General features: G+C 76.7%; 19 protein-coding genes and 1 riboswitch. Of the genes, 14 read left to right on the top strand and 5 right to left on the bottom strand.

Translation table 11 applies throughout. The annotated features are described in order from the left end of the window. Positions 1-49: 49 nt before the first annotated feature. Genes EV384_RS25855 through EV384_RS25840 form a run of 4 tightly spaced genes read left to right on the top strand, consistent with a single transcriptional unit; the run spans position 50 to position 3120 of the window. Positions 50-835, top strand: a complete 786-nt coding sequence (locus tag EV384_RS25855) for an SDR family NAD(P)-dependent oxidoreductase (protein ID WP_130337280.1) — start codon at positions 50-52, stop codon at positions 833-835. 33 nt (positions 836-868) lie between these two features. After that, positions 869-2113, top strand: coding sequence for an MFS transporter (locus tag EV384_RS25850; protein WP_130337278.1), 1245 nt, complete (start codon positions 869-871; stop codon positions 2111-2113). 10 nt (positions 2114-2123) lie between these two features. After that, a complete protein-coding gene (locus tag EV384_RS25845) occupies positions 2124-2609 on the top strand; it encodes an RrF2 family transcriptional regulator (RefSeq protein ID WP_130337276.1) in 486 nt (161 codons plus the stop codon). 31 nt (positions 2610-2640) lie between these two features. Continuing rightward, entirely contained in the window at positions 2641-3120 is a 480-nt protein-coding gene (locus EV384_RS25840; RefSeq protein WP_130337274.1) for a cupin domain-containing protein, read from the top strand. 29 nt (positions 3121-3149) lie between these two features. Here EV384_RS25840 and EV384_RS25835 read toward each other — a convergent pair whose 3' ends face one another. Next, on the bottom strand, positions 3150-3671 hold the full coding sequence (locus EV384_RS25835; protein WP_242624291.1) for a nitroreductase/quinone reductase family protein: 522 nt from the start codon (positions 3669-3671) through the stop codon (positions 3150-3152). 123 nt (positions 3672-3794) lie between these two features. Here EV384_RS25835 and EV384_RS25830 point away from each other — a divergent pair, with 123 nt between their 5' ends. Together EV384_RS25830 and EV384_RS25825 are read left to right on the top strand one after the other, a co-directional pair. Next, positions 3795-4217, top strand: a complete 423-nt coding sequence (locus tag EV384_RS25830; protein WP_130337272.1) for an NUDIX hydrolase — start codon at positions 3795-3797, stop codon at positions 4215-4217. Between the two features lie 67 nt (positions 4218-4284). Continuing rightward, positions 4285-4611: a hypothetical protein gene (locus EV384_RS25825; protein WP_242624290.1), complete on the top strand. Its 327-nt coding sequence runs from the start codon at positions 4285-4287 to the stop codon at positions 4609-4611. Between the two features lie 11 nt (positions 4612-4622). Here EV384_RS25825 and EV384_RS25820 read toward each other — a convergent pair whose 3' ends face one another. Further along, positions 4623-5561 (bottom strand): AraC family transcriptional regulator, encoded by a 939-nt coding sequence (locus EV384_RS25820; RefSeq protein ID WP_130337270.1) that lies wholly within the window; start codon positions 5559-5561, stop codon positions 4623-4625. Positions 5562-5729: 168 nt separating this feature from the next. Here EV384_RS25820 and EV384_RS25815 point away from each other — a divergent pair, with 168 nt between their 5' ends. Further along, the gene (locus EV384_RS25815; RefSeq protein WP_242624289.1) at positions 5730-6950 is read left to right on the top strand and encodes an FUSC family protein; all 1221 of its coding nucleotides are present in this window, start codon (positions 5730-5732) and stop codon (positions 6948-6950) included. Positions 6951-6956: 6 nt separating this feature from the next. Here the strand turns inward: EV384_RS25815 and EV384_RS25810 are convergent, their stop codons facing one another. Further along, entirely contained in the window at positions 6957-7652 is a 696-nt protein-coding gene (locus EV384_RS25810) for an alpha/beta hydrolase (RefSeq protein ID WP_130337268.1), read from the bottom strand. A gap of 118 nt (positions 7653-7770) precedes the next feature. Then, positions 7771-8760, bottom strand: a complete 990-nt coding sequence (locus EV384_RS25805; RefSeq protein WP_130337266.1) for a LacI family DNA-binding transcriptional regulator — start codon at positions 8758-8760, stop codon at positions 7771-7773. A 165-nt stretch (positions 8761-8925) separates the two neighbouring features. Here EV384_RS25805 and EV384_RS25800 point away from each other — a divergent pair, with 165 nt between their 5' ends. Both EV384_RS25800 and EV384_RS25795 read left to right on the top strand, forming a co-directional pair. After that, positions 8926-10143, top strand: coding sequence for an MFS transporter (locus EV384_RS25800; protein ID WP_130337264.1), 1218 nt, complete (start codon positions 8926-8928; stop codon positions 10141-10143). Positions 10144-10244: 101 nt separating this feature from the next. Further along, the gene (locus EV384_RS25795; RefSeq protein ID WP_130337262.1) at positions 10245-10580 is read left to right on the top strand and encodes a hypothetical protein; all 336 of its coding nucleotides are present in this window, start codon (positions 10245-10247) and stop codon (positions 10578-10580) included. Positions 10581-10614: 34 nt separating this feature from the next. Here EV384_RS25795 and EV384_RS25790 read toward each other — a convergent pair whose 3' ends face one another. Further along, positions 10615-12213 carry a glycosyltransferase 87 family protein gene (locus tag EV384_RS25790; protein WP_130337260.1) on the bottom strand — a complete coding sequence of 533 codons (1599 nt, stop codon included), beginning with the start codon at positions 12211-12213 and terminating at the stop codon, positions 10615-10617. A gap of 596 nt (positions 12214-12809) precedes the next feature. After that, positions 12810-12939: riboswitch (cobalamin riboswitch) on the top strand. A gap of 375 nt (positions 12940-13314) precedes the next feature. Here EV384_RS25790 and cobN point away from each other — a divergent pair. The 5 genes from cobN to cobI are packed head-to-tail and all read left to right on the top strand — an operon-like array spanning position 13315 to position 21998. Continuing rightward, entirely contained in the window at positions 13315-17118 is a 3804-nt protein-coding gene (gene cobN, locus EV384_RS25785; protein WP_130337257.1) for a cobaltochelatase subunit CobN, read from the top strand. Positions 17119-17147: 29 nt separating this feature from the next. Beyond that, positions 17148-19220, top strand: a complete 2073-nt coding sequence (locus EV384_RS25780) for a VWA domain-containing protein (protein WP_130340820.1) — start codon at positions 17148-17150, stop codon at positions 19218-19220. Further along, entirely contained in the window at positions 19220-19831 is a 612-nt protein-coding gene (cobO, locus tag EV384_RS25775) for a cob(I)yrinic acid a,c-diamide adenosyltransferase (RefSeq protein WP_130337255.1), read from the top strand. The genes EV384_RS25780 and cobO overlap by 1 nt, the downstream gene beginning before the upstream one ends. A gap of 14 nt (positions 19832-19845) precedes the next feature. Then, complete coding sequence (locus EV384_RS25770) at positions 19846-21225, top strand: cobyrinic acid a,c-diamide synthase CobB (RefSeq protein ID WP_423202971.1); 1380 nt, start codon at positions 19846-19848, stop codon at positions 21223-21225. Positions 21226-21257: 32 nt separating this feature from the next. Beyond that, positions 21258-21998: a precorrin-2 C(20)-methyltransferase gene (cobI, locus tag EV384_RS25765; protein ID WP_130340818.1), complete on the top strand. Its 741-nt coding sequence runs from the start codon at positions 21258-21260 to the stop codon at positions 21996-21998. Positions 21999-22004 lie beyond the last annotated feature (6 nt).

Here is a 22004-nt window from a genome sequence, read left to right as displayed (position 1 = left end):
TACGCTACATCGTTTGGCGACCACCGCCGCGTGCCGTGGACTTCCCGGCATGACACACCAGGTGAACCTGACCGGCCAGGCCGGTCGGCCGGGCACGGCGATCGTCACGGGTGCGGCACGCGGCATCGGCGCCGCGGTGGCCCGGCGTCTGGCCCGGGACGGCCTCGCGGTCGGGGTGCTCGACCTGAGCGAGCAGGACTGCGCCGGAACCGTCGAGGCCATCACCGCCGCCGGTGGATCGGCGCTGGCGATCGGTGCCGACGTCGCCCACGAGGCCGCGGTGACCACCGCCGTAGCGCGGATCGCGGCCGAGCTGGGGCCGCCCACGGTGCTCGTCAACAACGCCGGGGTCGGTCCGCGTGCCGACCTGGTGGAGATGACCACCGAGCAGTGGGACCGGGTCACGGACGTCAACCTGCGCGGGCCGTTCCTGGTCACCCGGGCCGTCTGCCCGCACATGATCGACGCCGGCTGGGGACGCATCGTCAACATGTCGAGCATCTCCGCGGTCGGCGACGCCGCTCGCGTCGACTACGGCAGCGCGAAGGCCGGGCTGATCGGCTTCACCAAGTCGCTCGCCCGCCAGCTCGGGCGGCACGGCATCACCGCCAACGCCATCGCGCCCGGCTTCGTGGTGAGCGACATGACCCGGGCCTCCGCCCGGCACCTCGGCCTCGACTTCGCCGAGTTCCAGCGCCGCGCGGCGGAGTCCATCCCGGTCGGCCGGGTGGGCCGGCCCGAGGACGTCGCGCACACCGCGTCGTACCTGGTGAGCGTCGAGGCGGGGTTCGTCTCCGTCCAGGTCGTCTACGTGGCCGGCGGGCCGGTGGACTGACGTGGTCGACGAACCCGGACCGGCGGTTTCCCCGTGAGCCGTCGGCTGCTGCTGCTCCTCGCCCTCACCTGCGGGGTGGCCGTCGGAAACGTCTACTTTCCGCAGACCATCAGCCCGCTGGTCGCCGCCGGTCTGCACGTCAGCCCCGACTCGGCCGCCCTGGTGGCGACGGCGGTGCAGTTCGGTTACGCCGCCGGGATCTTCCTGCTGGTGCCGCTCGGCGACCGGTTCCCGCACCGCCCGCTGCTCGTCGCCCTGCTCGGCCTCACCGGGGTGGAGCTGTTCGCCGCGAGCATCGCACCCGCGCTGCCGCTGCTGGTCGGCGCGAGCGCCCTCGTCGGGGTGACCACCGTGGTCGCGCCGATCATCGGTCCGCTGGCCGCCGGCCTGACCGCCGACGGCCGGCGTGGGGTGGTCAGCGGCACGCTGCTGAGCGGCTCGATCGGTGGCATGCTCCTTTCCCGCGCCGTCGCCGGAACCATCGGCGACCGGTGGGGATGGCGGGCCCCGTACCTCCTGGCCGCGGCATCCGCGCTGCTCATCGCGGTGGTCATGGCCCGCGTCCTGCCGACGGCACGACCGCCGTCCGGGCACCAGTACCCGGCGCTGCTGGCCGAACCGTTGCGGCTGCTGCGGACCGAGCCCGACCTGCGCCGCTCCGGGTTCTACCAGGCGGCCGTCTTCGGCGGTTTCTCGGCGGTGTGGACCGGGATCGCGCTGCTGCTGACCGGCCCGACGTACGGCCTGGGCGCGCCGGCGCTCGGCATGCTCGCCCTGGTCAACGCGGGGACCATGCTCTGCACCCCGGTCGCGGGACGCCAGGTGGACCGGTGGGGGACCGACGCGGTCAACCTGGTCTGCCTGCTCGGGGTCATCGCCTCGGCGGCCGTCCTCGCGCTCGGCGCGCTCGGCGGGATGGTGGGTCTGGCGGCCCTGGTGCTGGGCACGCTGCTGCTCGATGTCGGCATGCAGTCCGGCATGGTCGCCAACCAGGTGCGGATCTACGCCCTGCGCCCCGAGGTCCGGAGCAGACTCAACACCGCCTACATGACCTGCGCCTACCTGGGGGGTGGCGTGGGTTCCTGGCTCGGCGCCCGGGCCCACGCCCACTTCGGTTGGCTGGGTGTGTGCGTGGTGCTGGCGTTGCTCGCCGCGGCAGCCCTGGTCCGCCACCTGACGTCGACCTCCGCAGCCCGGGCCCGGCTGGTCGGGATCGGCGAACGGGCGTCCGGGGAGCGGTCCGGCCGGGATCTTGCGCCGGCTATTCTGGACAAGTAACATCCAGGATATGAAGTTGAGCGAGGGGGTCGAGTGGGCCCTGCACAGCTGCCTCAACCTGGCCTGGCTGCCGCCGGGGCGGGCGGTGTCGGCGACCCGGCTGGCGGCCTTCTACGAGCTGCCCGCCGCGTACCTGAACAAGCAGTTACAGGCCCTGGTCCGGGCCGGGCTGCTCGCCTCCACCTCCGGGCCGCGCGGCGGCTTCCGGCTGGCCCGCGCCCCCGAGGAGATCACCCTGCTCGACGTGGTCACCGCCATCGAGGGGCCGGAGGAGGCGTTCCGCTGCGAGCAGATCCTCCGCCAGGGGCCGGGCGGCAGCCCGGACGTCGACTACCGGCAGGCCTGCCTGATCTCCCAGGCCATGCGCCGGGCCGACCTGGCCTGGCGGCGGGAGCTCGCCGGGCAGACCCTCGCCGAGCTGAAGGCGGCGGTCGAGCGCCGCTACCCCGACACCCCCGGCAACACCCGCGGTCGCTTCGCCGAGATGTTCTCCTGACCACCGGCATCCCACGACGAAGGGCGAGACCATGACCACCACCGCACCCGTGCACGTCCGGGCGACCGAGGCCACCGTCCTCGCCGACGGGCCGACCAGCCTGATCACCCTGCTCGCCGACGCCGACGTGACCGGCGGCGCGCTGACCGCCAACCGGGCCACCCTGCACCGCGGCTCCCCGGGCGCCCCGCCCCACCTGCACACCAGCGCGGCCGAGAGCTTCTTCGTCCTCGACGGCGTGCTCGACGTGCTGGTCGGCGAGGAGATCACCACCCTGCGCCGCGGCGACCTGCTGGTCGTGCCGGCGGGCACCCGGCACGCCTTCGCCCCGGCCGCCGGCGAGTCCGCCGACGTGCTGGTGTTCTTCACCCCGGGCATCGTGCGCTTCGACTACTACCGGCTGCTGGAGCGGGTGTACCGGGGCGAGGCCGACCCGGCCGAGATCGGCGCGAGCGGCGAACGCTACGACAACCGCTACGTCGACAGCCCCGTCTGGCGCGCCCGGGGCTGACCCCCACCGGCCGCCGCGGGTGGCTCGGCTCAGTCGGCCCGACCCGCGCCGGACGGGGTGTCCGGCAGGATCCGGAAGACCGGGAAGCCGGCGGCGACCCGGGCGAAGTCGGCCGGCGGGGCGTGCCGGTCCACCGGCACGTGCGGTCGGGCGCCGGGGGCGAGTGCCAGGTGCCGGCGCAGGATTGGCGGCCGGTCGGCCACCGCCACCTCCACCAGCCGGACCGGCTCCCGCCGGCCGTGCCGCAGCACCGCCCGACCACCGGCCGCCCGGACGTTGGCCACCCAGTTGGCCCGCTCGCCGAGCATCGCCACCAGGTACCGCCCGCCGTCGTGGTCCGCCACCACCAGGGGCACGGAGACCACCCGGCCGGTACGCCGGCCCGGCACCTCCAGCGTCACCCAGTGCCCGGGCGCCAGCCCGGCCGCGTACTGCCGCGCCGAGAGGCCGTTCAACAGCCGGGCCAGGGCGTTCGGCCGGCCGCCCCGGTACATCCACCGCGCGTGCCGGCGCCAGATCCCGGCGCGGTGCGGGTCACCCGTCGCGGGCATCGGAACCTCCTCGTGAACGGCCGCCACGTTCCATTGGGGACCCCGGGCGCGCCGCGCGGGAGGGCCGACCGGCCCGGTCCGGCCGGGACCCCGGTGGCGGGCGTCGGGCAGTAGGTTGGCCGGATGCACCCGATCGCCTGCGTCCTGCTGGTCGACCGCGCCGGGCGGCTGCTGCTCCAGCTCCGCGACGCGCACGCCCCGCACCATCCGAACGTCTGGGGCCTGCCCGGCGGGCACTGGGAGCCCGGGGAGACCATCGACGAGACGGCCGTCCGGGAGCTGTGGGAGGAGACCGGGCTGCGCCCCGACGGGGAGCTGCGGCTCTTCGCGACGCAGGAGCTGCCCGAGATCGACCGGGTCAAGCACTACTTCTGCGGCGCGACCCGGGCCGGCCAGCGGGACGTGGTGCTCGGCGAGGGCGCGGCGATCGTCTTCACCGCCCCGGACGAGCTCCTCGACGGCCGGCCGTACACCCCGGGCACGGCGGAGCTGCTCACCCGCTTCCTGAGCTCCCCGGAGTACGCCCGCCTCGCCGCCGCCGACTGACGCTGCCGGCCGACCGCCCGGTCGTGCCGGGCGTGGCAACCGGGCCGGCGGGTCGGGCGGTCAGCCGGTGCTCGACCGGTGGCTGAGCACCGGCCGCGCCCGCACCCTGGCCCGGTACGCCTGCCTGCTGGAGGCGGTCCACCGCCCCGAGCTGCGCCCGATCCTCGACCACGGCACCGTGCTCCGGGTCCAGGCCCGGGACCTGCTGGCCCGGGCCGGCGCGCCGGATCCCCGCCGGCAGGGCGACCAGTTCGTCGCGTTCGTCGACGGGCTGCTCTTCGACCGGCTGGTCGGCGCCGGGGCGCTGAGCGCGCCCCCGGCCGGCAGCGCGGAGAGCCGGGCCGACCTGCGCTCGGCGGTGCGTACGCTGCTGCGGGCGTTCACCGGCGGCTGAGCCGGGCCGGGTCAGGCCACCGTGGACCGCTCCCGGTGGGCGCGCGGGCTCACCCCGCGTTCCCGCCGGAACGCCGTGCTCAGCGCGAACGGGCTGCCGTAACCGACCCGGCGGGCCACCGCGGCGAGCGTCGCGTCCGGCTCGCGGAGCAGGTCGGCGGCGAGAGCCAGCCGCCAGCCGGTGAGAAACGTCATCGGCGGCTCGCCGACCAGTTCGGTGAAGCGGCGGGCCAGGGCGGCCCGGGACACCCCGACCTCGGCGGCCAGCCGGGCCACCGTCCAGGGCCGGGCCGGGTCGTTGCGCAGCAGCCGCAGCGCCGGGCCGACCACCGGGTCGCCGGCCGCCGCGTACCAGGCGGGAGCGGCGCCGGGGCGGTCGAACCAGGTGCGCAGCGCGGTGATCAGCACCAGGTCGAGCAGGCGGTCGAGGACCGCGGCCTGGCCGGGGGAGTCCCGCACGACCTCCTCCGCCAGCACCCCCACCAACGGCGTCGGCGACTCCTCGGCGCGGACCGTCAGCGCGGCCGGCAGGGCGGTGAGCAGCCGCCGGCTGACCTCGCCGGCTTGCGGGTACGTCCCGGTCAGCAGCACGGTCGACCCCGGCCGCCCGGTGCCCCAGGTGCGCACCCCGAGCCCCGTCGTCTCGGTGAGCGGCTCGCCGTACAGAGTGGTGCTGCGCTGCCCTGGATGGATCACCACCTGCGGCGGCGTGGCCGGGTCGTCGGCCACCGTGTACGCGTCCGGCCCGCGCAGCACCGTCACGTCACCGGGCCGCACCGGCACCGGATCGCCCTCGTCGGGGACGACCCAGGTCGAGCCGCGCACCACCGCGACCACGGTCAGCGGTGCCCGGTCCTCGATGCGGAGCGCGAACGGCGGATCGAGCAGCGACCGGAGCAGGAACGCGCCGCGCGCCCGCGGGCCGTCGAGCAGCGCGGTGAGCGGATCCATGCGGCTGATCGTAGACGCCGGCGCATGTCTCAGGGCACTTCGACCACTCAGCGTCTCCACTCGGGTGGCTCGGCGGGTCGGCGGGCTGCACCACCTGGTGCTCCGTGGCGCCGGGCGGGGTGCGGCGGGCGCCGGGCCGGCCGGCCCGCGACGTCACCGGTGCCCGGAGTGACCGGCGCCACCGGCCCGGGGCGGCCCTGGGCGCTGCCGTCCGGGTCGGGCCGGCGCACCATGGGTGGGTTCGACCCGGCGGCGGAGGAGGCGGCGATGGCACGCAAGGGCTGGTTCCCGGAGGCCGCGGGGCGGCTGCGGCGGGGCTGGCTGCCGGTGGTGGAGGCCACCCTCGCGGCGACCGTCGCCTGGGTCCTGGCCACCCGGCTGGTCGGCCACCCGCAGCCGTTCTTCGCCCCGGCCGCCGCGCTGATCGTGCTCGGCCAGGCCCGGGGCCAGCGGATGCGCCGGGCCGTGGAGGTGCTGCTCGGGGTGGCCGCCGGGGTGCTCGTCGCCGACCTGGTCGTCCAGGCGCTCGGTCCGCGTACCACGTGGACGGTCTTCACCGTCATCCTGCTGACCGTCGCCCTGGCGGTGGCGATCGGCGCCAGCTCGGTCTCCGTCGTGCAGGCCGCCGTCTCGGCGCTCTACCTGGTGGTGGTCGCGCCGCCGACCGAGTCGCTGATCCCGTTCCGGTTCGTCGACGCGCTGATCGGCGGCGCGGTGGCCGTCGTGGCGAGCCAGCTCGTCGACGCCCGCCGGCCGCTCGCGCCGCTGGTCGCCGAGTTCCGGCAGACCTTCCAGGAGCTGGCCGGGCTCCTCGACGAGATCGCGGCGGCCCTCGACCGGGGCGACGAGGCGGCCGCCCTGGCCGCGCTGGACCGGGCCCGGCACGCCGACGCCGGGGTGGAGCGGCTGCGCGGCGCGGTGCTCGCCGCCGGTGAGGCGCTGCGGCTCAACCTGCGGCGACGCCGCCACATCGGCCGGCTCCGCTCGGTGGAGGGCTCGATCCGGCAGATCGACTACGCGGTCCGCAACGTGCGGGTGCTCGCCCGGGCCGCGGTCACCCTGGTCCGGGGACCGGCGCCTGCGCCGCCCGACCTGGGCGCCGCCGTCCGCACCCTGGCCGAGGCGGTCCGGGCGGCCGGCGACGCGCTCGCCGCCGACCTGGGCGGGCAGGACGGCGTCGCCGACCGGCACGCCGAGCGGGCCGACGCGGCGGCGCTGGCGGCCGTCCGGGTCGCCGGGCGGCTCTTCACCCCCGGCCAGACCCTCCCGCTCGCCATGATCATCGGGCAGGTCCGGGCCACCGCGATCGACCTGCTCCGCGGGGTGGGCGTGGACGACGACGCCACCGTGCTGGGCCGGGTGGACGCCGCGGTCACCGGACCCGCCTGACCGGCGTCAGCCGGCGAGCCAGGCCACCGCCCGCTGCCGGATCTCCGCCGGCACCTCGTGGCCGCCGGCGAACTCGGCGTACTCCACCGGGTAGCCGAGGGAGTGCAGCCGGGGGACCAGCCGCCGGCTGCACACGTCCACCGGCAGCACCCGGTCGTCGGTGCCGTGCGAGACGAAGGCGCGCGGCCGGCCGTGGGTCACCAGCGGCGCGGCGAAGCCGGGGGAGAAGGCCAGCACCGCGTCGACCAGGTCGCCGTTGGTCAGGCCCAGAGAGAGGGCGTACGACGCCCCGTCGGAGAAGCCGCCGACGGCCACCTCCGTCACCGGGTACGCCCCGAACACCGTGCCGAGCAGCTCGTCGATCCGGGCCACGTCGGGGCCGAACCCCTCGACGATCAGGTCCCAGCTGCTCGCCGTGGCCTGCGGGGCGAGCAGCAGCAGCCGGTGCGCGTCGGCGAGCGGGAGCAGCAGGTCGAGCCCCTGCTGGGCCGTTCCGCCGGCCCCGTGCAGCAGCACCACCACCCGGTACGGCCCGTCGCCGGCCGGGGCGTACAGCAGCGCGGGCGGGCGGCCGTCCGGTGCGGTCAACGGGGTCAGGCCGGTGGCGCCCCGGGCCACCGGCGGGGCCGGCCGCGCGTGGAGCCGGCCGTGCCGCGGGTTCTCCTCCTCCGGTCGCCGGTGCGGCGGCGCGGGCTCCGTCACCTCGTCTCGCCCCCTCCCGTCGGCCGATCCCCGCGCGGTTACCCCGCTTGCCGCCGGTCAACCGCCCGGTCGGGCGCTCTCCGGGCCGGGCCCGCTGCCGGTCGGGCCGGGTCGCCGGTCAGGCGCTCTCGCGGGCGACCAGCGTCGACGGGAACGCGGTGACCGGTGGCACCCGACGGCCGTCCAGCACCGCGGTGGCCGCCGCCGTGGCGATCCGCCGGACCGGGTGGGTGGCGGTGGTGAGGGCGGGCGTGCTGACCGCCGCGTACGGGATGTCGTCGAACCCGGCCACCGCGACGTCGCCGGGTACCCGGAGCCCGCGCCCCCGCAGTGCGGAGATCACGCCGAACGCGGTGGCGTCGCTGGCCGCGAAGATCGCGTCGGTCTCCGGCCACCGGGTGAGGACCTCCAGCGCCGCCCGGCCGCCCCGGGCAGCGGTGAAGTCACCGGCGACCAGCCGCACCGGCAGGCCGGCCGCGCGCATCAGCGCCCGGTACGCGGTCACCGACCGGCCGGCGCAGGAGAGCCAGCGCGGCCCGGTGACCATCGCGATCCGGCGGCGGCCCGAGTCGTGCAGGTGGCGGAGCACCGCGTCGGCGCCCCCGCCGTTGTCCACGTCGAAGGAGGGCACGGTCGCCGAGCCGATGCCGATCGAGGCCACCCGGCCGCGCAGGCCGGCCGGCACCGCGTCCAGCACCGGTTCGGTGGTGTTGACCAGCACCATCCCGCAGACGCCCCGGTCCTCGCCGAGCCGCCGCAGGCCGGTGGGTGCGCGCAGGGAGAGCCACTCCAGGGCGACCCCGATCCCGTGCGGCGCGCAGACCCGGGCGGCGGCGCCCACCACCCGGTCGACGTACGGGTCGTCCAGGACCGTGGCGTCGGCGCCGGTCACGGCGATCACCAGCCGGACCCCGGCCCCGCGTACCAGGGCGCGGGCCGCCTGGTTCGGCACGTAGCCGAGCCGGTCGGCGGCGGCGACGACCCGGTCCCGGGCGGCGGGCGAGGCGAATCCGGTGCCGGCGATCACCCGCGAGGCGGTCGACCGGGACACCCCGGCCGCCCGGGCCACGTCCTCGAGCGTCGCCGGGCGTGTCGTCGGCCTGCTCACGTCGTCCTCCACCCGTCCCCGGCCGCGCCCCCGCGCCCGCCCACCCCGGCATCATGCCGGTTCGCGGCGGTCGCCGGTAAGGGGCGGATCCAGCTTGTGGTGGTAGCGCTCTCAGGTGTGCGATCGTCGGCGAGGCAGTCCGCCCGGGGAGAGGAAGACAGCGCTGTGAGCAGCACCACCGAGACACCGACCGCCGACCGGCGGGCGGTACCGCGGCCGGTCCTGGCCGCCCGTACCGGGGTGGCGGTCGTGTTCGCCCTCAACGGGCTGGCGGTGGCCACCTGGTTCTCCCGGGTCCCCGCCGTCAAGGAGTCCCTCGAACTGAGCGCCGGCCGGCTGGGCCTGCTGCTGCTCGCGATGTCCGTCGGCGCGCTGCTGGCGATGCCGACCGCCGGCCTGGTCACCCAGCGCCTCGGGCCGGCCTGGACGGTGGCCACCTCGACCCTGCTCGTCGCGGTCGGCATGACGGTGGTCGGGCTCTCCGCCGGGCTCGCCGGCTCGCTGGCCGGCGTCGCCGTCGGGCTGTTCGCCCTCGGCTACGGCTCCGGCGCCTGCGACGTGGCGATGAACATCGAGGGCGCGGCCGTCGAGAAGCGGCTGGGCCGGACCATCCTGCCCCGGTTCCACGCCGCCTGGAGCCTCGGCTCGGTGGCCGGGGCGGGGATCGGCGCCGGGGCGGCCCGGGTGGGCGTACCGGTCGGCGTGCACCTGACCGCGCTGGCGACGGTGGTGCTGGTCGGCACGCTGCTCGGCGCCCGGTCCTTCCTGCCGGCCGCAGCGGAGGCCGACGGCGCGGCGGAGCCGGCGGCCCGACGGCGGGCGCTGCTGGCCGCCTGGCGGGAGCCGCGCACCCTGCTCGTCGGCCTGCTGGTGCTGGTGATGGCGTTCACCGAGGGCAGCGCGAACGACTGGCTGGCGGTCGCCTTCGTCGACGGGTACGGGGTCAGCGAGGCGGTCGGCGCCGCCGTCTTCGGCGTCTTCGTGGTCGGCATGACGCTCGGCCGTACCGCCGGCACCGTGGCCATCGACCGCTGGGGACGGGTGCCGGTGCTGCTCGGCACCATCGGCCTCGCCGCCGGCGGGGCCACCCTGGCGGTGCTGGCCGGCTCCGGGCCGCTGGCGGTCGCCGGCGTCGCGCTCTGGGGGCTCGGCGCCTCGCTCGGCTTCCCGGTCGGGATGAGCGCCGCCGCCGACGACGAGGACCGGGCACCGGCCCGGGTCAGCGTGGTCGCGGTGATCGGCTACACCGCGTTCCTGGGCGGACCGCCGCTGCTCGGCCTGCTCGGCGACCACGTCGGCACGCTGCGCGCGCTGCTGGTCGTGCCGATCCTGCTGCTGCCCACCCTCGCTCTGGTCCCGGTGCTGCGCCCACCGGCCCGCTGACCCGCCCGGGCCCGACGGTCAGTGTGCTGCCATCCGGCTCGCAGGTGACTGTCAGGAAAGGGTGCTGCACTGGGAGGGACGCCGAGGAGAGGAGCCGGGCAATGGGCTGGTTCAGCCGACGGTCACGCGTCGCCGACACGACCCCGACCAAGCTCGACCGGGAGGCGACCGGGGACGACCTCGCCGCCCTGGAAGCATTCGCCGTCAGCCGGCAGGGCGTGGAGTTCTACCTGGAACCGGAGACCACGGCGACCGACACCACGGTGGTCGCGATCGCCCACGACGGCGAGTGGATCCGCCGCCGCACCGGCTCGCCGCGCGCCGCCGGGAAGATCGCCCAGAAGCACGCCATCCCGCTGTACGAGGCCGGCCGCACCGGCTACCCGGAGCGGATGCGGGCCTGGAACCGGGCCCACCCGGAACGCCACGCCCGCTGAACCTTTCCGGGTTGCCGCGGGTCCGCCGGGACGGTCACTGGGGCGCGCGGAACGCGGCGGCGAGCTCGTCGTCGTACGTGGCGATCGGCCGGCCGTCGGCCGCGTAGGCGACGAGCCGACCGTGTGCCATCGTGGCCGACCGGAACGAGAAGGTGCGCGACCCGGGATAGGGGGCGAGCAGGGGGATGACCCGGGGCGCGCCGCCGGGAGCGGAGTAGTACTCCAGGCGGGCCACCTGCGGGGAGACAATACCGTTGACTCGTACCTTGGTCTTCTCGGTCCTCGTGCCGAAGGTGACCGGCGGGCGGGTGCCGTACGCGGCGCAGGCGGCGGGACCGCGGCAGACGAAGAAGTACCGCGGGTTCACCACGTCGTCGAGGGTGTAGGCCTTGAACGTCGGGTCGGCGCCGGCCGGGAGCGGCTGCACGGCGAAGAACGCCAGCGTCGCCGTGGCGGCCACGCCCACCCGCAGCCACGCCCGGCCGACGGTCGGCTGCCGGTGCGGCCGGGACGCCGCGACCGCGATGCCGCCGAAGCCGGCCAGGCAGAGCGCGCACACACCGAGCGCGCGGGCGTTCTCGAACAGGAACTGCACGCCGGGCCGCGTCGAGACCGGACCCAGCACCGCCCCCAGCGACAGCACCATGGTCACCAGCAGGGCCGCGCCGGCGACCTTCCGGGCGGGTCCGGACGCGCCGATCAGCAGCATCGCGGCCAGCACCGGCCAGACCTGGTGGTGGGTCCAGGACACCGGCGACGCGGCCACGGTGGCGCAGCCGACGAGCACCGCGCCGTGCCCCGGCCGGCCGTGGCGGGTGAGCTGCCGCGCGCGCAGCAAGGCCACCGCGCAGATCGCCCCCACCAGCGCGGCCCAGACCAGCGGCAGGGACGCCTCGTCGACGCCGAGCCGCAGCAACATGCCGTGCAGCGACTGGTTGCCCAGGGAGGCCAGGTTGCCGATCCGGGAGGTCTGGAACACGGTGCCGGTCCAGTAGCTGCGGCTCTCCGCGGGCAGGACGGCGGCGCCGATCCCCGCGCACGCCACGAAGGTGAGCGCCGCGCGACCGGCGTCCCGGTACCGGCCGCTGGCGAGGAAGTACACCACGAACAGCAACGGGGTCAGCTTGATCGCCGCGGCCACCCCGACCAGGATTCCGCGGAACCGGGGCGGCGCGACCCCCATGCCGTCCAGGAGCGCCAGGAGCACGACGAAGATGCTGACCTGCCCGAAGCGGAGGTTGCTCTGCACCGGCGCGGAGAGCATCAGCACCGCGGCCACCGTCGCCACGGCGAGCGGCCGTCGGGACCGCCCGCTCGCCAGCACGCCACCGACCGGCACGGCGATGGCGACCACCGCCGCGACCGTCAGCAGCAGCCAGATCACCTGTGCCACGGACTCGGTGACCGCGGTGACCGGCCAGAGCGCGACCGCTGCGAACGGCGGGTAGGTGAACGGGCCGCCGTTCTCCGCGACGTACGTGTACAGCGGGCGCCCGGACCGCAGCTGGGCCAGCGCCCCGTAGTAGATGTGCAGGTCGGAGAGGCGGTCCGGGCGCCGCAGCACCAGCACGGTGGACACCAGCGCGGTCACCGCGAACCCGGCCCACACCAGCACGACCCGGCGGTCTCGCATCGCCTGAGGATAGGGCAGTCCGGCCTCGGATCGGGGGCGGTGGGCCGGTCAGCCCGCCAGCGCCTCCCGGGCCTGCGCCAGGCTCATCGGGCAGGTCGGCCGCGCGCAGCGCGGCCTGGATCTCCCGGGCGTGCGCCGGGCTCTGCCCCGCGTCGACGATCACACTTCCGCCGTCGCCGGCGACGACGGCCACGCCGGGCCGGACGTTGCCCGGGTCGGGATCGCCGGGAAAGAGCCACACCCGGCCGGCGACATGTCGGAGCGCCACGGTGTCGATGGCGGCAATTCCTCCCTGGGCGATGGCCGGGGTCCACTGTCGACCTCCGGTGCTGGCCGCTCGGGGCGCCCCGGGCCGTCCCGCCAGGGGCGGAGCGGCCGGCGTGGAGTGGGAGACCGTGCGGCGGGAATGGCGTGGAAGGGCGCGGCGCGGACCGGCGAAATGTGCGCCGGGCATCGGCGTCCGCCATTCTGCTCCGGGTCGATCGCGGGTCAGACACATCGACCGCGGGTGATGCTGCTGTCGCGGCCGGTCCCGGCGAGGCGGCCGTTGACCGGCGGCGGGCGGGTGTGGCACCATTCGCGGCCTGACGGCAGTGAAGGAAGCCGGTGTGATTCCGGCGCGGTCCCGCCACTGTCACCGGGGAGCGATCCCCCCTCGTGAGTCACGGCCGTGTGTCTGCGGTTGGAAGGCCGGGGGTGAGCGTCGATCCGGGAGCCAGGATACTTCGGCCGTCGGGAGCTGACCCCAGGGCGTGGACACCCGAGGAGGACCCGATGCACGGCTGCTCTGCCATCGACGATGATCGTCGCATTCGGCCGGCGCGCACCGACGCGCCGTTGACCGCCCACCCCGCCGCACCGCGCTCCGGTCGCACTCCCGTGCGCCCGGCCGCCCGCGTGACCCGGCGCCGCGCCGCCACCGGTCCCGTCCGGCTCGTCGCCGCTCTCCGCTGAGTTCCGTCCCGCCCCGGTCCGCCGCCGGCCGCGTCCGCGTACCCACGCGTCGCCGCTGAGCCGGCCATCGGGCGGCTGACCCCGCGCCCACCCCCTGCCCGTCGGCGGTCGACCCGCCACCTCGGGTGTCACTCTCCGGAGCTGTCCGTGCGCATCCTGCTGCTCTCCACCGCCGACACCGACCTGCTGGCGGCCCGCGCCAGCGGCCCGGGCTACCGGCTGGCCAACCCCGCCCGGGTCGCCGCCGACGCCGTGCCCGCGCTGCTCGACGGCGTCGACCTGGCCGTCGTACGCCTGCTCGGTGGTCGGCAGGCGTGGCCGGACGGGCTCGCCGCCGTCCTCGCCTCCGGCGTGCCGACCGTGGTGCTCGGCGGCGAGACGCTGCCCGACGCCGAGCTGATGGCGGCCTCCACCGTGGCCGCCGGGGTGGCCACCGGGGCGCTGGCCTACCTGGTCGAGGGTGGCCCGGACAACCTCGCCCAGCTGGCCCGGTTTCTCTCCGACACGGTCCTGCTCACCGGCGAGGGCTTCGCCCCGCCCGCGCCCACCCCGCCGTACGGCATCCTCGGCGACCCCACCCACGACCGCGACCGCACCCCGCACCGCCACGGCGACCGCGACCGCATCCCCGACCGCGACGGCGAACGCATTCCCGACCAGGCCGGCGAGCGTGGCCGGAACACGACCAGCGCGACCGACGCCGGTGGCGGCCCGCCGGCGGACGGGCGGCCGACGGTGGGGATCGTCTTCTACCGGGCGCACGCCCTGGCCGGGAACACCGCCTTCGTCGAGACCCTGGCCGACGCGGTCGCGGCGGCCGGCGGGCGCCCGCTGCCGATCTTCTGCGGCTCGCTGCGCGGCCTCACCCCCGGCGCCGGACCCCTCGACCTCTTCGCCCGCTGCGATGCGCTCGTCGTGACGGTGCTCGCCGCCGGCGGGACGATCGCCGCCGACGCCTCCGGCGGGGGCGACGAGGACGCCTGGGACGTCGGCGCGCTCGCCGCCCTCGACGTACCGGTCATCCAGGCGCTCTGCCTGACCAGCACCCGCGAGCAGTGGGCGGCCGGCGACGCCGGACTCTCCCCGTTGGACGCCGCGATGCAGGTGGCCATCCCCGAGTTCGACGGGCGGATCATCACCGTGCCGTTCTCGTTCAAGCGGATCGACGCCGACGGGCTCTCGGTCTACGAACCCGATCCGGAGCGGGCCGCCCGGGTCGCCGGCATCGCGGTACGCCAGGCCCGGCTGCGGCACGTGCCGAACGCCGACAAGCGGCTCGCCGTCGTGCTCAGCTCCTACCCGACGAAGCACTCCCGGGTCGGCAACGCCGTCGGGCTGGACACCCCCGCCTCGGCGGTACGGCTGCTCGCCGCCCTCGCCGACGCCGGCTGGCACCTCGGCGACGGGCCGGTACCCGACGACGGGGACGCGCTGATCCACGCGCTCATCGCGGCCGGCGGGCACGACGTCGAGTGGCTCACCCCGGAGCAGCTCGCCGCCGCCGAGGCCCGGGTGCCGGGGGAGACGTACCGGCGCTGGTTCGACGCGGCCCCGGCCGGGCTGCGCGAGCGGATGCGGCAGCACTGGGGCGAGCCGCCCGGCCAGCTCTACACCGACGGCGGGGACGTCGCCCTCGCCGGGCTGCGGTTCGGCAACGTGGTGCTGCTCATCCAGCCGCCGCGCGGCTTCGGGGAGAACCCGATCGCCATCTACCACGACCCCGACCTGCCGCCCAGCCACCACTACCTGGCCGCGTACCGGTGGCTCGCCGCGCCGGTCGCCGACGGCGGCTTCGGCGCGGACGCCGTGGTGCACCTCGGCAAGCACGGCACCCTGGAATGGCTGCCCGGCAAGGGGCTCGGGCTGGCCGCCGACTGCGCCCCCGACGCCGTCCTCGGCGACCTGCCGCTGGTCTACCCGTTCATCGTCAACGACCCCGGCGAGGGCACCCAGGCCAAGCGCCGCGCCCACGCCGTCGTCGTCGACCACCTGGTGCCGCCGATGGCGCGCGCCGAGACGTACGGCGAGCTGGCCAAGCTCGAACAGCTCCTCGACGAGTACGCGACCGTGCAGGCCCTCGACCCGGCCAAGGCCCCGACGGTGCAGGCGCAGATCTGGGACCTGGTCCGCGCCGCCGAGCTGCACCACGACCTGCACACCGAGCAGAAGCCCGACGCCGCGGACTTCGACGACTTCGTGCTGCACCTCGACGGGTACCTCTGCGAGGTCAAGGACGTGCAGATCCGCGACGGACTGCACGTGCTCGCCCAGGCGCCCACCGGCGAGGCCCGGGTCAACCTGGTCCTCGCCGTGCTCCGCGCCCCGCAGGTGTGGGGCGGCGCCCGCGCCCTGCCCGGCCTGCGCCAGGCCCTCGCCGCCAGCGTCGGCCTGGACGAGCAGGAGCTGCTCGCCGCGCCCGGCACCCGGGTGAGGCTGCCCGAGGCGCTGACCGACGTGGTGGACGGCCCCGCCGCCACCGCCGCCGACGCGGTCGACCTGATCGAGGCGCTGGCCCGCCGCCTGGTCGTCGGCATGGAGACCCTCGGCTGGGACGCCGGCAAGGTCGACGCCGTCGTCCGGGAGGTCGCCGGGCGGCCGATCCCGGACGCCGCCGACGTGCTGCGCTTCGCCGCCCGCGAGGTGGTGCCCCGGCTGGACCGGACCACCGACGAGCTCGACCGGGTGCTCGGCGCGCTCGACGGCCGCTTCGTCCCGCCCGGGCCGTCCGGCTCGCCCACCCGCGGCCTGGTCAACGTGCTCCCCACCGGCCGGAACTTCTACTCCGTCGACCCGAAGGCGATCCCGTCGCGCAACGCCTGGGACGTCGGGGTGGCACTCGCCGACTCGCTGCTCGCCCGGCACCTCGCCGACACCGGGGCGTACCCCCGCTCGGTCGGGCTGACCGTCTGGGGCACCAGCGCCATGCGGACCCAGGGCGACGACGTCGCGGAGATCCTGGCGCTGCTGGGCTGCCGGCCCACCTGGGACGACCGGTCCCGCCGGGTCACCGGCGTGCAGGTGGTGCCCCTGGCCGAGCTGGGCCGGCCCCGCGTCGACGTGACCGTCCGCATCTCCGGCTTCTTCCGGGACGCCTTCCCGCACGTCGTCGCGCTGATCGACGACGCGGTCCGGCGGGTCGCCGCCCTCGACGAGCCGGCAGGCGACAACTACGTCCGGGCGCACGTCGCCGCCGACCTGGCCGAGCACGGCGACGAGCGGCGGGCCACCGCCCGGATCTTCGGCTCCAAACCCGGGGCGTACGGGGCAGGGCTGCTGCCGCTGATCGACGCCCGGAACTGGCGCACCGACGCCGACCTGGCCGAGGTGTACGCCGTCTGGGGCGGCTACGCCTACGGCCGCGGGCTGGACGGGCGGGAGGCGCGCGCCGACATGGCCCGCTCCTTCGCCCGGATCGCCGTCGCCGTCAAGAACCAGGACACCCGCGAGCACGACATCGTCGACTCCGACGACTACTTCCAGTACCACGGCGGGATGGTGGCGACGGTTCGCCACCTCACCGGCGTCGCGCCGGCCGCGTACGTGGGGGACTCGGCGATGCCGCACGACGTGCGGACCCGCACCCTCGGCGAGGAGACCCGCCGGGTGTTCCGGGCCCGGGTGGTGAATCCGAAGTGGATCGCCGCGATGCGCCGGCACGGCTACAAGGGCGCGTTCGAGCTGGCCGCCACCGTGGACTACCTCTTCGGCTACGACGCCACCGCCGGCGTCGTCGACGACTGGATGTACGCGCGGCTCGCCGAGACGTACCTCTTCGACCCCGACACCCGGGAGTTCCTGGAGCGGTCCAACCCGTGGGCGCTCCGCGGGATCACCGAACGCCTGCTGGAGGCCGCCGAGCGGGGCATGTGGGCGGAACCCGACCCGGCCGTGCTCGACCGGCTCCGCGAGACGTACCTGGCCAGCGAGGGCGACCTGGAGGAGCGACAGTGACCGGCTACCCGTTCAGCGCGGTGCTCGGCATGGACGAGATGCGGCTCGCCCTGCTGCTCAACGCGGTCAACCCGGCCATCGGCGGGGTGCTGGTCCGCGGCGAGAAGGGCACCGCCAAGTCGACCGCCGTCCGGGCCCTCGCGACGCTGCTGCCCCCGGTCGACCGGGTGGCCGGCTGCCGCTTCGCCTGCGACCCGGCCGTACCCGACCCGGCCTGCCCCGACGGCCCGCACCCGGCCGGCGGCCACGCCGAACGCCGCCCGGCCCGCCTGGTCGAACTGCCGGTCGGCGCCGCCGAGGACCGGGTGGTCGGCGCGCTCGACCTGGAGCGGGCCCTCGCCGAGGGGGTACGCGCCTTCGAACCCGGCCTGCTCGCCGCCGCCCACCGCGGCGTGCTCTACGTCGACGAGGTGAACCTGCTCCACGACCACCTGGTCGACCTGCTCCTCGACGCCGCCGCGATGGGGCGCTGCCACGTCGAGCGGGAGGGCGTCTCGGTCAGCCACGCCGCCCGGTTCCTGCTGGTCGGCACGATGAACCCGGAGGAGGGAGAGCTGCGCCCGCAGCTGCTCGACCGGTTCGGGCTCACCGTCGAGGTGGCCGCGAGCCGCGACCCCGCCGTGCGGGTCGAGGTGGTCCGCCGCCGGCTCGCCGCCGACGCCGACCCGGCCGGCTTCGCCGCCAGCTGGGCCGAGGCCGACGTGGAGGTGGCCCGCCGGGTCGTCGCCGCCCGCGACCGGCTCGACCGGGTGCGGCTCCCCGACGCCGCGCTGCGGCAGATCGCCGAGGTCTGCGCCGCGTTCGACGTCGACGGCATGCGCGCCGACATCGTCACCGCCCGGACCGCCGTCGCGCACGCCGCCTGGCAGGGCCGGGATCGGGTGACCGCCGACGACGTCCGGGTCGCCGCCCGCCTCGCCCTGCCGCACCGACGGCGGCGCGACCCCTTCGACAGCCCCGGCCTGGACGAGAAGCGCCTCGACGAGGCGTTGCGGCGGGCCCGGGACGAACACCCCGACGACGACCCGCCGGACGGCGGCCCTACCGAAGGGCCCGGGCCCGACGGCGGACCCGGCGGCGGCGGACCGGCCGGCGCCGGACCGGCCGACCACGCCGACGGCGGCGACCGGGCGGCCCGCGGCGACGGCGGCTGGCCGGACCGGCTCGACGACGGGTCCGGGACGGATCACGACGGTGGGTCCGACGGTCAGCCGGGTGCCTACCGGCGGCGCGACGGCGGCCCGTCCGGGGACCAGCCGGCCGGCGGGGTGCAGCCGGTGGCCGTACCCCGGGAGGGCCTGAAGGCCCGGTTGCTCACCGCGCCGGGGATCGGCGAGGGGGTGCCCGGCCGGCGGTCGCGGGCCCGGACCGGGCGCGGCCGGACCACCGGCGCGCGGGCGCCCCTCGGGCGGCCCGGCGCGCTGCACCTGCCGGCGACCCTGCGCGCCGCCGCTCCGCACCAGGCCGCCCGCGGCCGGGCGGCCGGGCCGCTGCGGCTGCGCCCGCACGACCTGCGCGAGGCGGTCCGGGAGGGGCGCGAGGGGAGCCTCGTCCTCTTCGTGGTCGACGCCAGCGGGTCGATGGGCGCCCGGCAGCGGATGGCCGCGGTGAAGGGCGCGGTGCTGGCCCTGCTCAACGACGCCTACCAGCGCCGGGACAAGGTCGCGGTGGTCGCCTTCCGGGCCGCCGGCGCGCAGACCCTGCTGCCGGCCACCTCCTCGGTGCTGGCCGCCTCGACCCGGCTGGCCGAGCTGCCCACCGGCGGGCGGACTCCGCTCGCCGAGGGCCTGCTCGCGGCGGCCGACCTGCTGCGGGTGGAGCGGCTGCGCGACCCGCGACGCCGGCCCCTGGTCCTCGTCGTCACCGACGGCCGGGCCACCGCCGGGGAGCGTCCGCTGGCCCGGGCGGCCCGGGCGGCGGCCGTGCTCGCCGCCACCGGCGCGTCCTGCGTCGTCGTGGACTGCGAGTCCGGCCCCGTCCGTCTCGGCCTGGCCTACCGCCTCGCCACCCAGCTCGGCGCCGACCACCACCCCCTCGACGCGGTCGCCACCGCCCCCCTCCTCAACCTCGCCGCCGTCAACCCGAACAGGAGCGTTGCCTGATGCCGCAGGGAAAGCCGTCCGTCGTACCCGCCGACGGGTTGACCACCCGGCAGCGGCGCCACCGACCGCTGACCATCGTCCACACCGGACAGATGAAGGGGAAGTCGACCGCCGCGTTCGGGCTGGCCCTGCGCGCCTGGACGGCCGGGCTGCCGATCGGGGTTTTCCAGTTCGTCAAGAGCGCCAAGTGGCGGGTGGGCGAGGAGAACGCCTTCCGCGCCCTCGGCGAGGTGCACGAGCGCACCGGCCAGGGCGCCGCGGTGGCCTGGCACAAGATGGGCGAGGGCTGGTCCTGGATCCAGCGCGGCGGCGAGGCCGACCACGCCGTCGACGCCCTGGAGGGCTGGCGGCAGATCCAGCGCGACCTCGCCGCGCAGCGCTACGGCCTCTACGTGCTCGACGAGTTCACCTACCCGATGAAGTGGGGCTGGGTGGACGTCGACGAGGTGGTGGAGACCCTGCGCACCCGCCCCGGCTTCCAGCACGTCGTGATCACCGGCCGGGACGCCGACCCGCGCCTGGTCGAGGCCGCCGACCTGGTCGCCGAGCTGACCAAGGTCAAGCATCCGATGGACGCCGGCCAGAAGGGCCAGAGGGGGATCGAGTGGTGACCGGGGCCTGGGCCCTGGCCCGGCCGGCGGTAACCGCACCGGCCGGCGCATGGGCGCTGGCCCGGGTGGTGGTGGGCGCGCCGGCGAGCGGGCACGGCAAGACCACCGTCGCCACCGGGCTGCTCGCCGCGCTGCGCCGCCGCGGCCTCACCGTCAGCCCGCACAAGGTCGGCCCCGACTACATCGACCCCGGCTACCACGCGCTCGCCGCCGGCCGGCCCGGCCGCAACCTCGACCCGTGGCTGGTCGGCGCGGAGCGGATCGCACCGCTGCTGCGGCACGGCGCGAGCGTCCCCACCCCCGCCGACATCGCCGTGGTCGAGGGGGTGATGGGGCTGCACGACGGCGCGGTCGGCCGCGGCGCGTACGCCTCCACCGCCCACGTCGCCCGGCTGGTCGAGGCGCCGGTGCTGCTGGTCCTCGACACCACCGCCCAGGGCCGCTCCGCCGCCGCGCTGGTGCTCGGCATGCGCGCCTTCGACCCCGGCGTGCGGATCGGCGGGGTGATCCTCAACCGGGTCGGCTCGCCCCGGCACGAGACCCTGCTCCGCGACGCGCTCGCCGAGGTCGGCGTACCGGTGCTCGGAGCGGTCACCCGGGCCGTCGAGGTGGCCGCCCCCTCCCGCCACCTCGGGCTGGTGCCGGTCGCCGAACGGGCCCCCGAGTCGCTCGCCGTCGTCGCCGCGCTCGCCGACCTGGTCGAGTCCACCGTGGACCTCGACGCGGTGCTCGACCTGGCCCGCACCGCCCCGCCGCTGACCGTCCCGGCCTGGGACCCGGCCGTCGCCGTCGGCGGCCCCGCCGGCACCGCCCGCCCGGTCGTCGCGGTCGCCGGCGGTCCGGCCTTCACCTTCTCGTACGCGGAGACCACCGAGCTGCTCACCGCGGCCGGCGCGGAGGTGGTGACCGTCGACCCGCTGCGCGACCCGGCGCTGCCCGCCGGCACCCGGGCCGTCGTCGTCGGCGGCGGCTTCCCCGAGGTGCACGCCGATGCGCTCGCCGCCAACATCGGGCTCCGCGCCGAGCTCGCCGGCTTCGACGGCCCGGTCGTCGCCGAGTGCGCCGGCCTGCTGTACCTCGGCCGGGCCCTCGACGGGGTGCCGATGTGCGGGCGGCTCGACCACACCGCCCGGATGACCGGCCGGCTCACCCTCGGCTACCGCGACGCCGTCGCCGCCAGCGACTCCCCGGCGCACCGGTCCGGCGACCCGGTACGCGGACACGAATTCCACCGCACCGTCACCGACCCCGGCCACGGCGACCGGCCCGCCTGGCGCTGGGACGGCGCCGCGCACGGCTTCGTCACCGGCCGGGTGCACGCCTCCTACCTGCACACCCACTGGGCCGGCCACCCGCACGCCGCCCGCCGCCTGGTCGAGGCGGCGAGCCGGTGAGCGCCCGTGCCGGGGACCGGCCGACCGCCGGCGTGCTCACCGGCGTCGGGGTCGGGCCGGGGGACCCGGAACTGCTCACCCTCAGGGCGGTCCGGGTGCTGCGCGAGGCGGACGCGGTGTTCGTACCCGTCATGGACCGGCCGGCCGCCGAGGGTGACGCGCCCCCGGGCCGCGCCGAGGCGACCGTGGCCGCGCACGTGGCCGCGGACCGGCTGCGCCGGCTGCCGTTCGCCCTCGACGACCGGGGCGGCGTGACCGCCCGCCGGGAGCGGGCCTGGGACGACGCCGCCCGTGCGGTGGTGGCCGCGATCGACGCCGGCGCCCGGTCGGTCGCCTTCGCCACCATCGGCGACCCGAACGTCTACTCCACCTTCGGCTACCTCGCCCACGGCGTGCGCGCGCTGCGCCCGGCGGTCGAGGTCCGCACCGTGCCCGGCGTCACCGCCATGCAGGAGCTGGCCGCCCGCAGCGGCGTCCCGCTCTGCGAGGGCCGGGAGCCGCTGACCCTGCTGCCGGCCACCGCCGGACTCGCGCCGGTCGCCGACGCCCTCGCCGGCCCCGGCACCGTCGTCGTCTACAAGGGCTGGCGCCGCCACCCCGAGCTGCTCGACGAGCTGCGCCGGCAGGACCGGCTCGGCGACGCCGTGCTCGGCCGGGCGCTCGGCCTGCCCGACGAGCGGATCGGGCCGGTCGACGACGACGCCGACGACCTGCCGTACCTGTCGACGCTGCTGGTCCGGGCCCGCCGGGACCGCCGGGGAGGAAAACTGTGACCGCCA

Origin of the sequence: Micromonospora kangleipakensis (assembly GCF_004217615.1) — a bacterium.
Taxonomy (GTDB): domain Bacteria; phylum Actinomycetota; class Actinomycetes; order Mycobacteriales; family Micromonosporaceae; genus Micromonospora; species Micromonospora kangleipakensis.
This window is presented reverse-complemented; position numbering and strand designations above follow the sequence as displayed.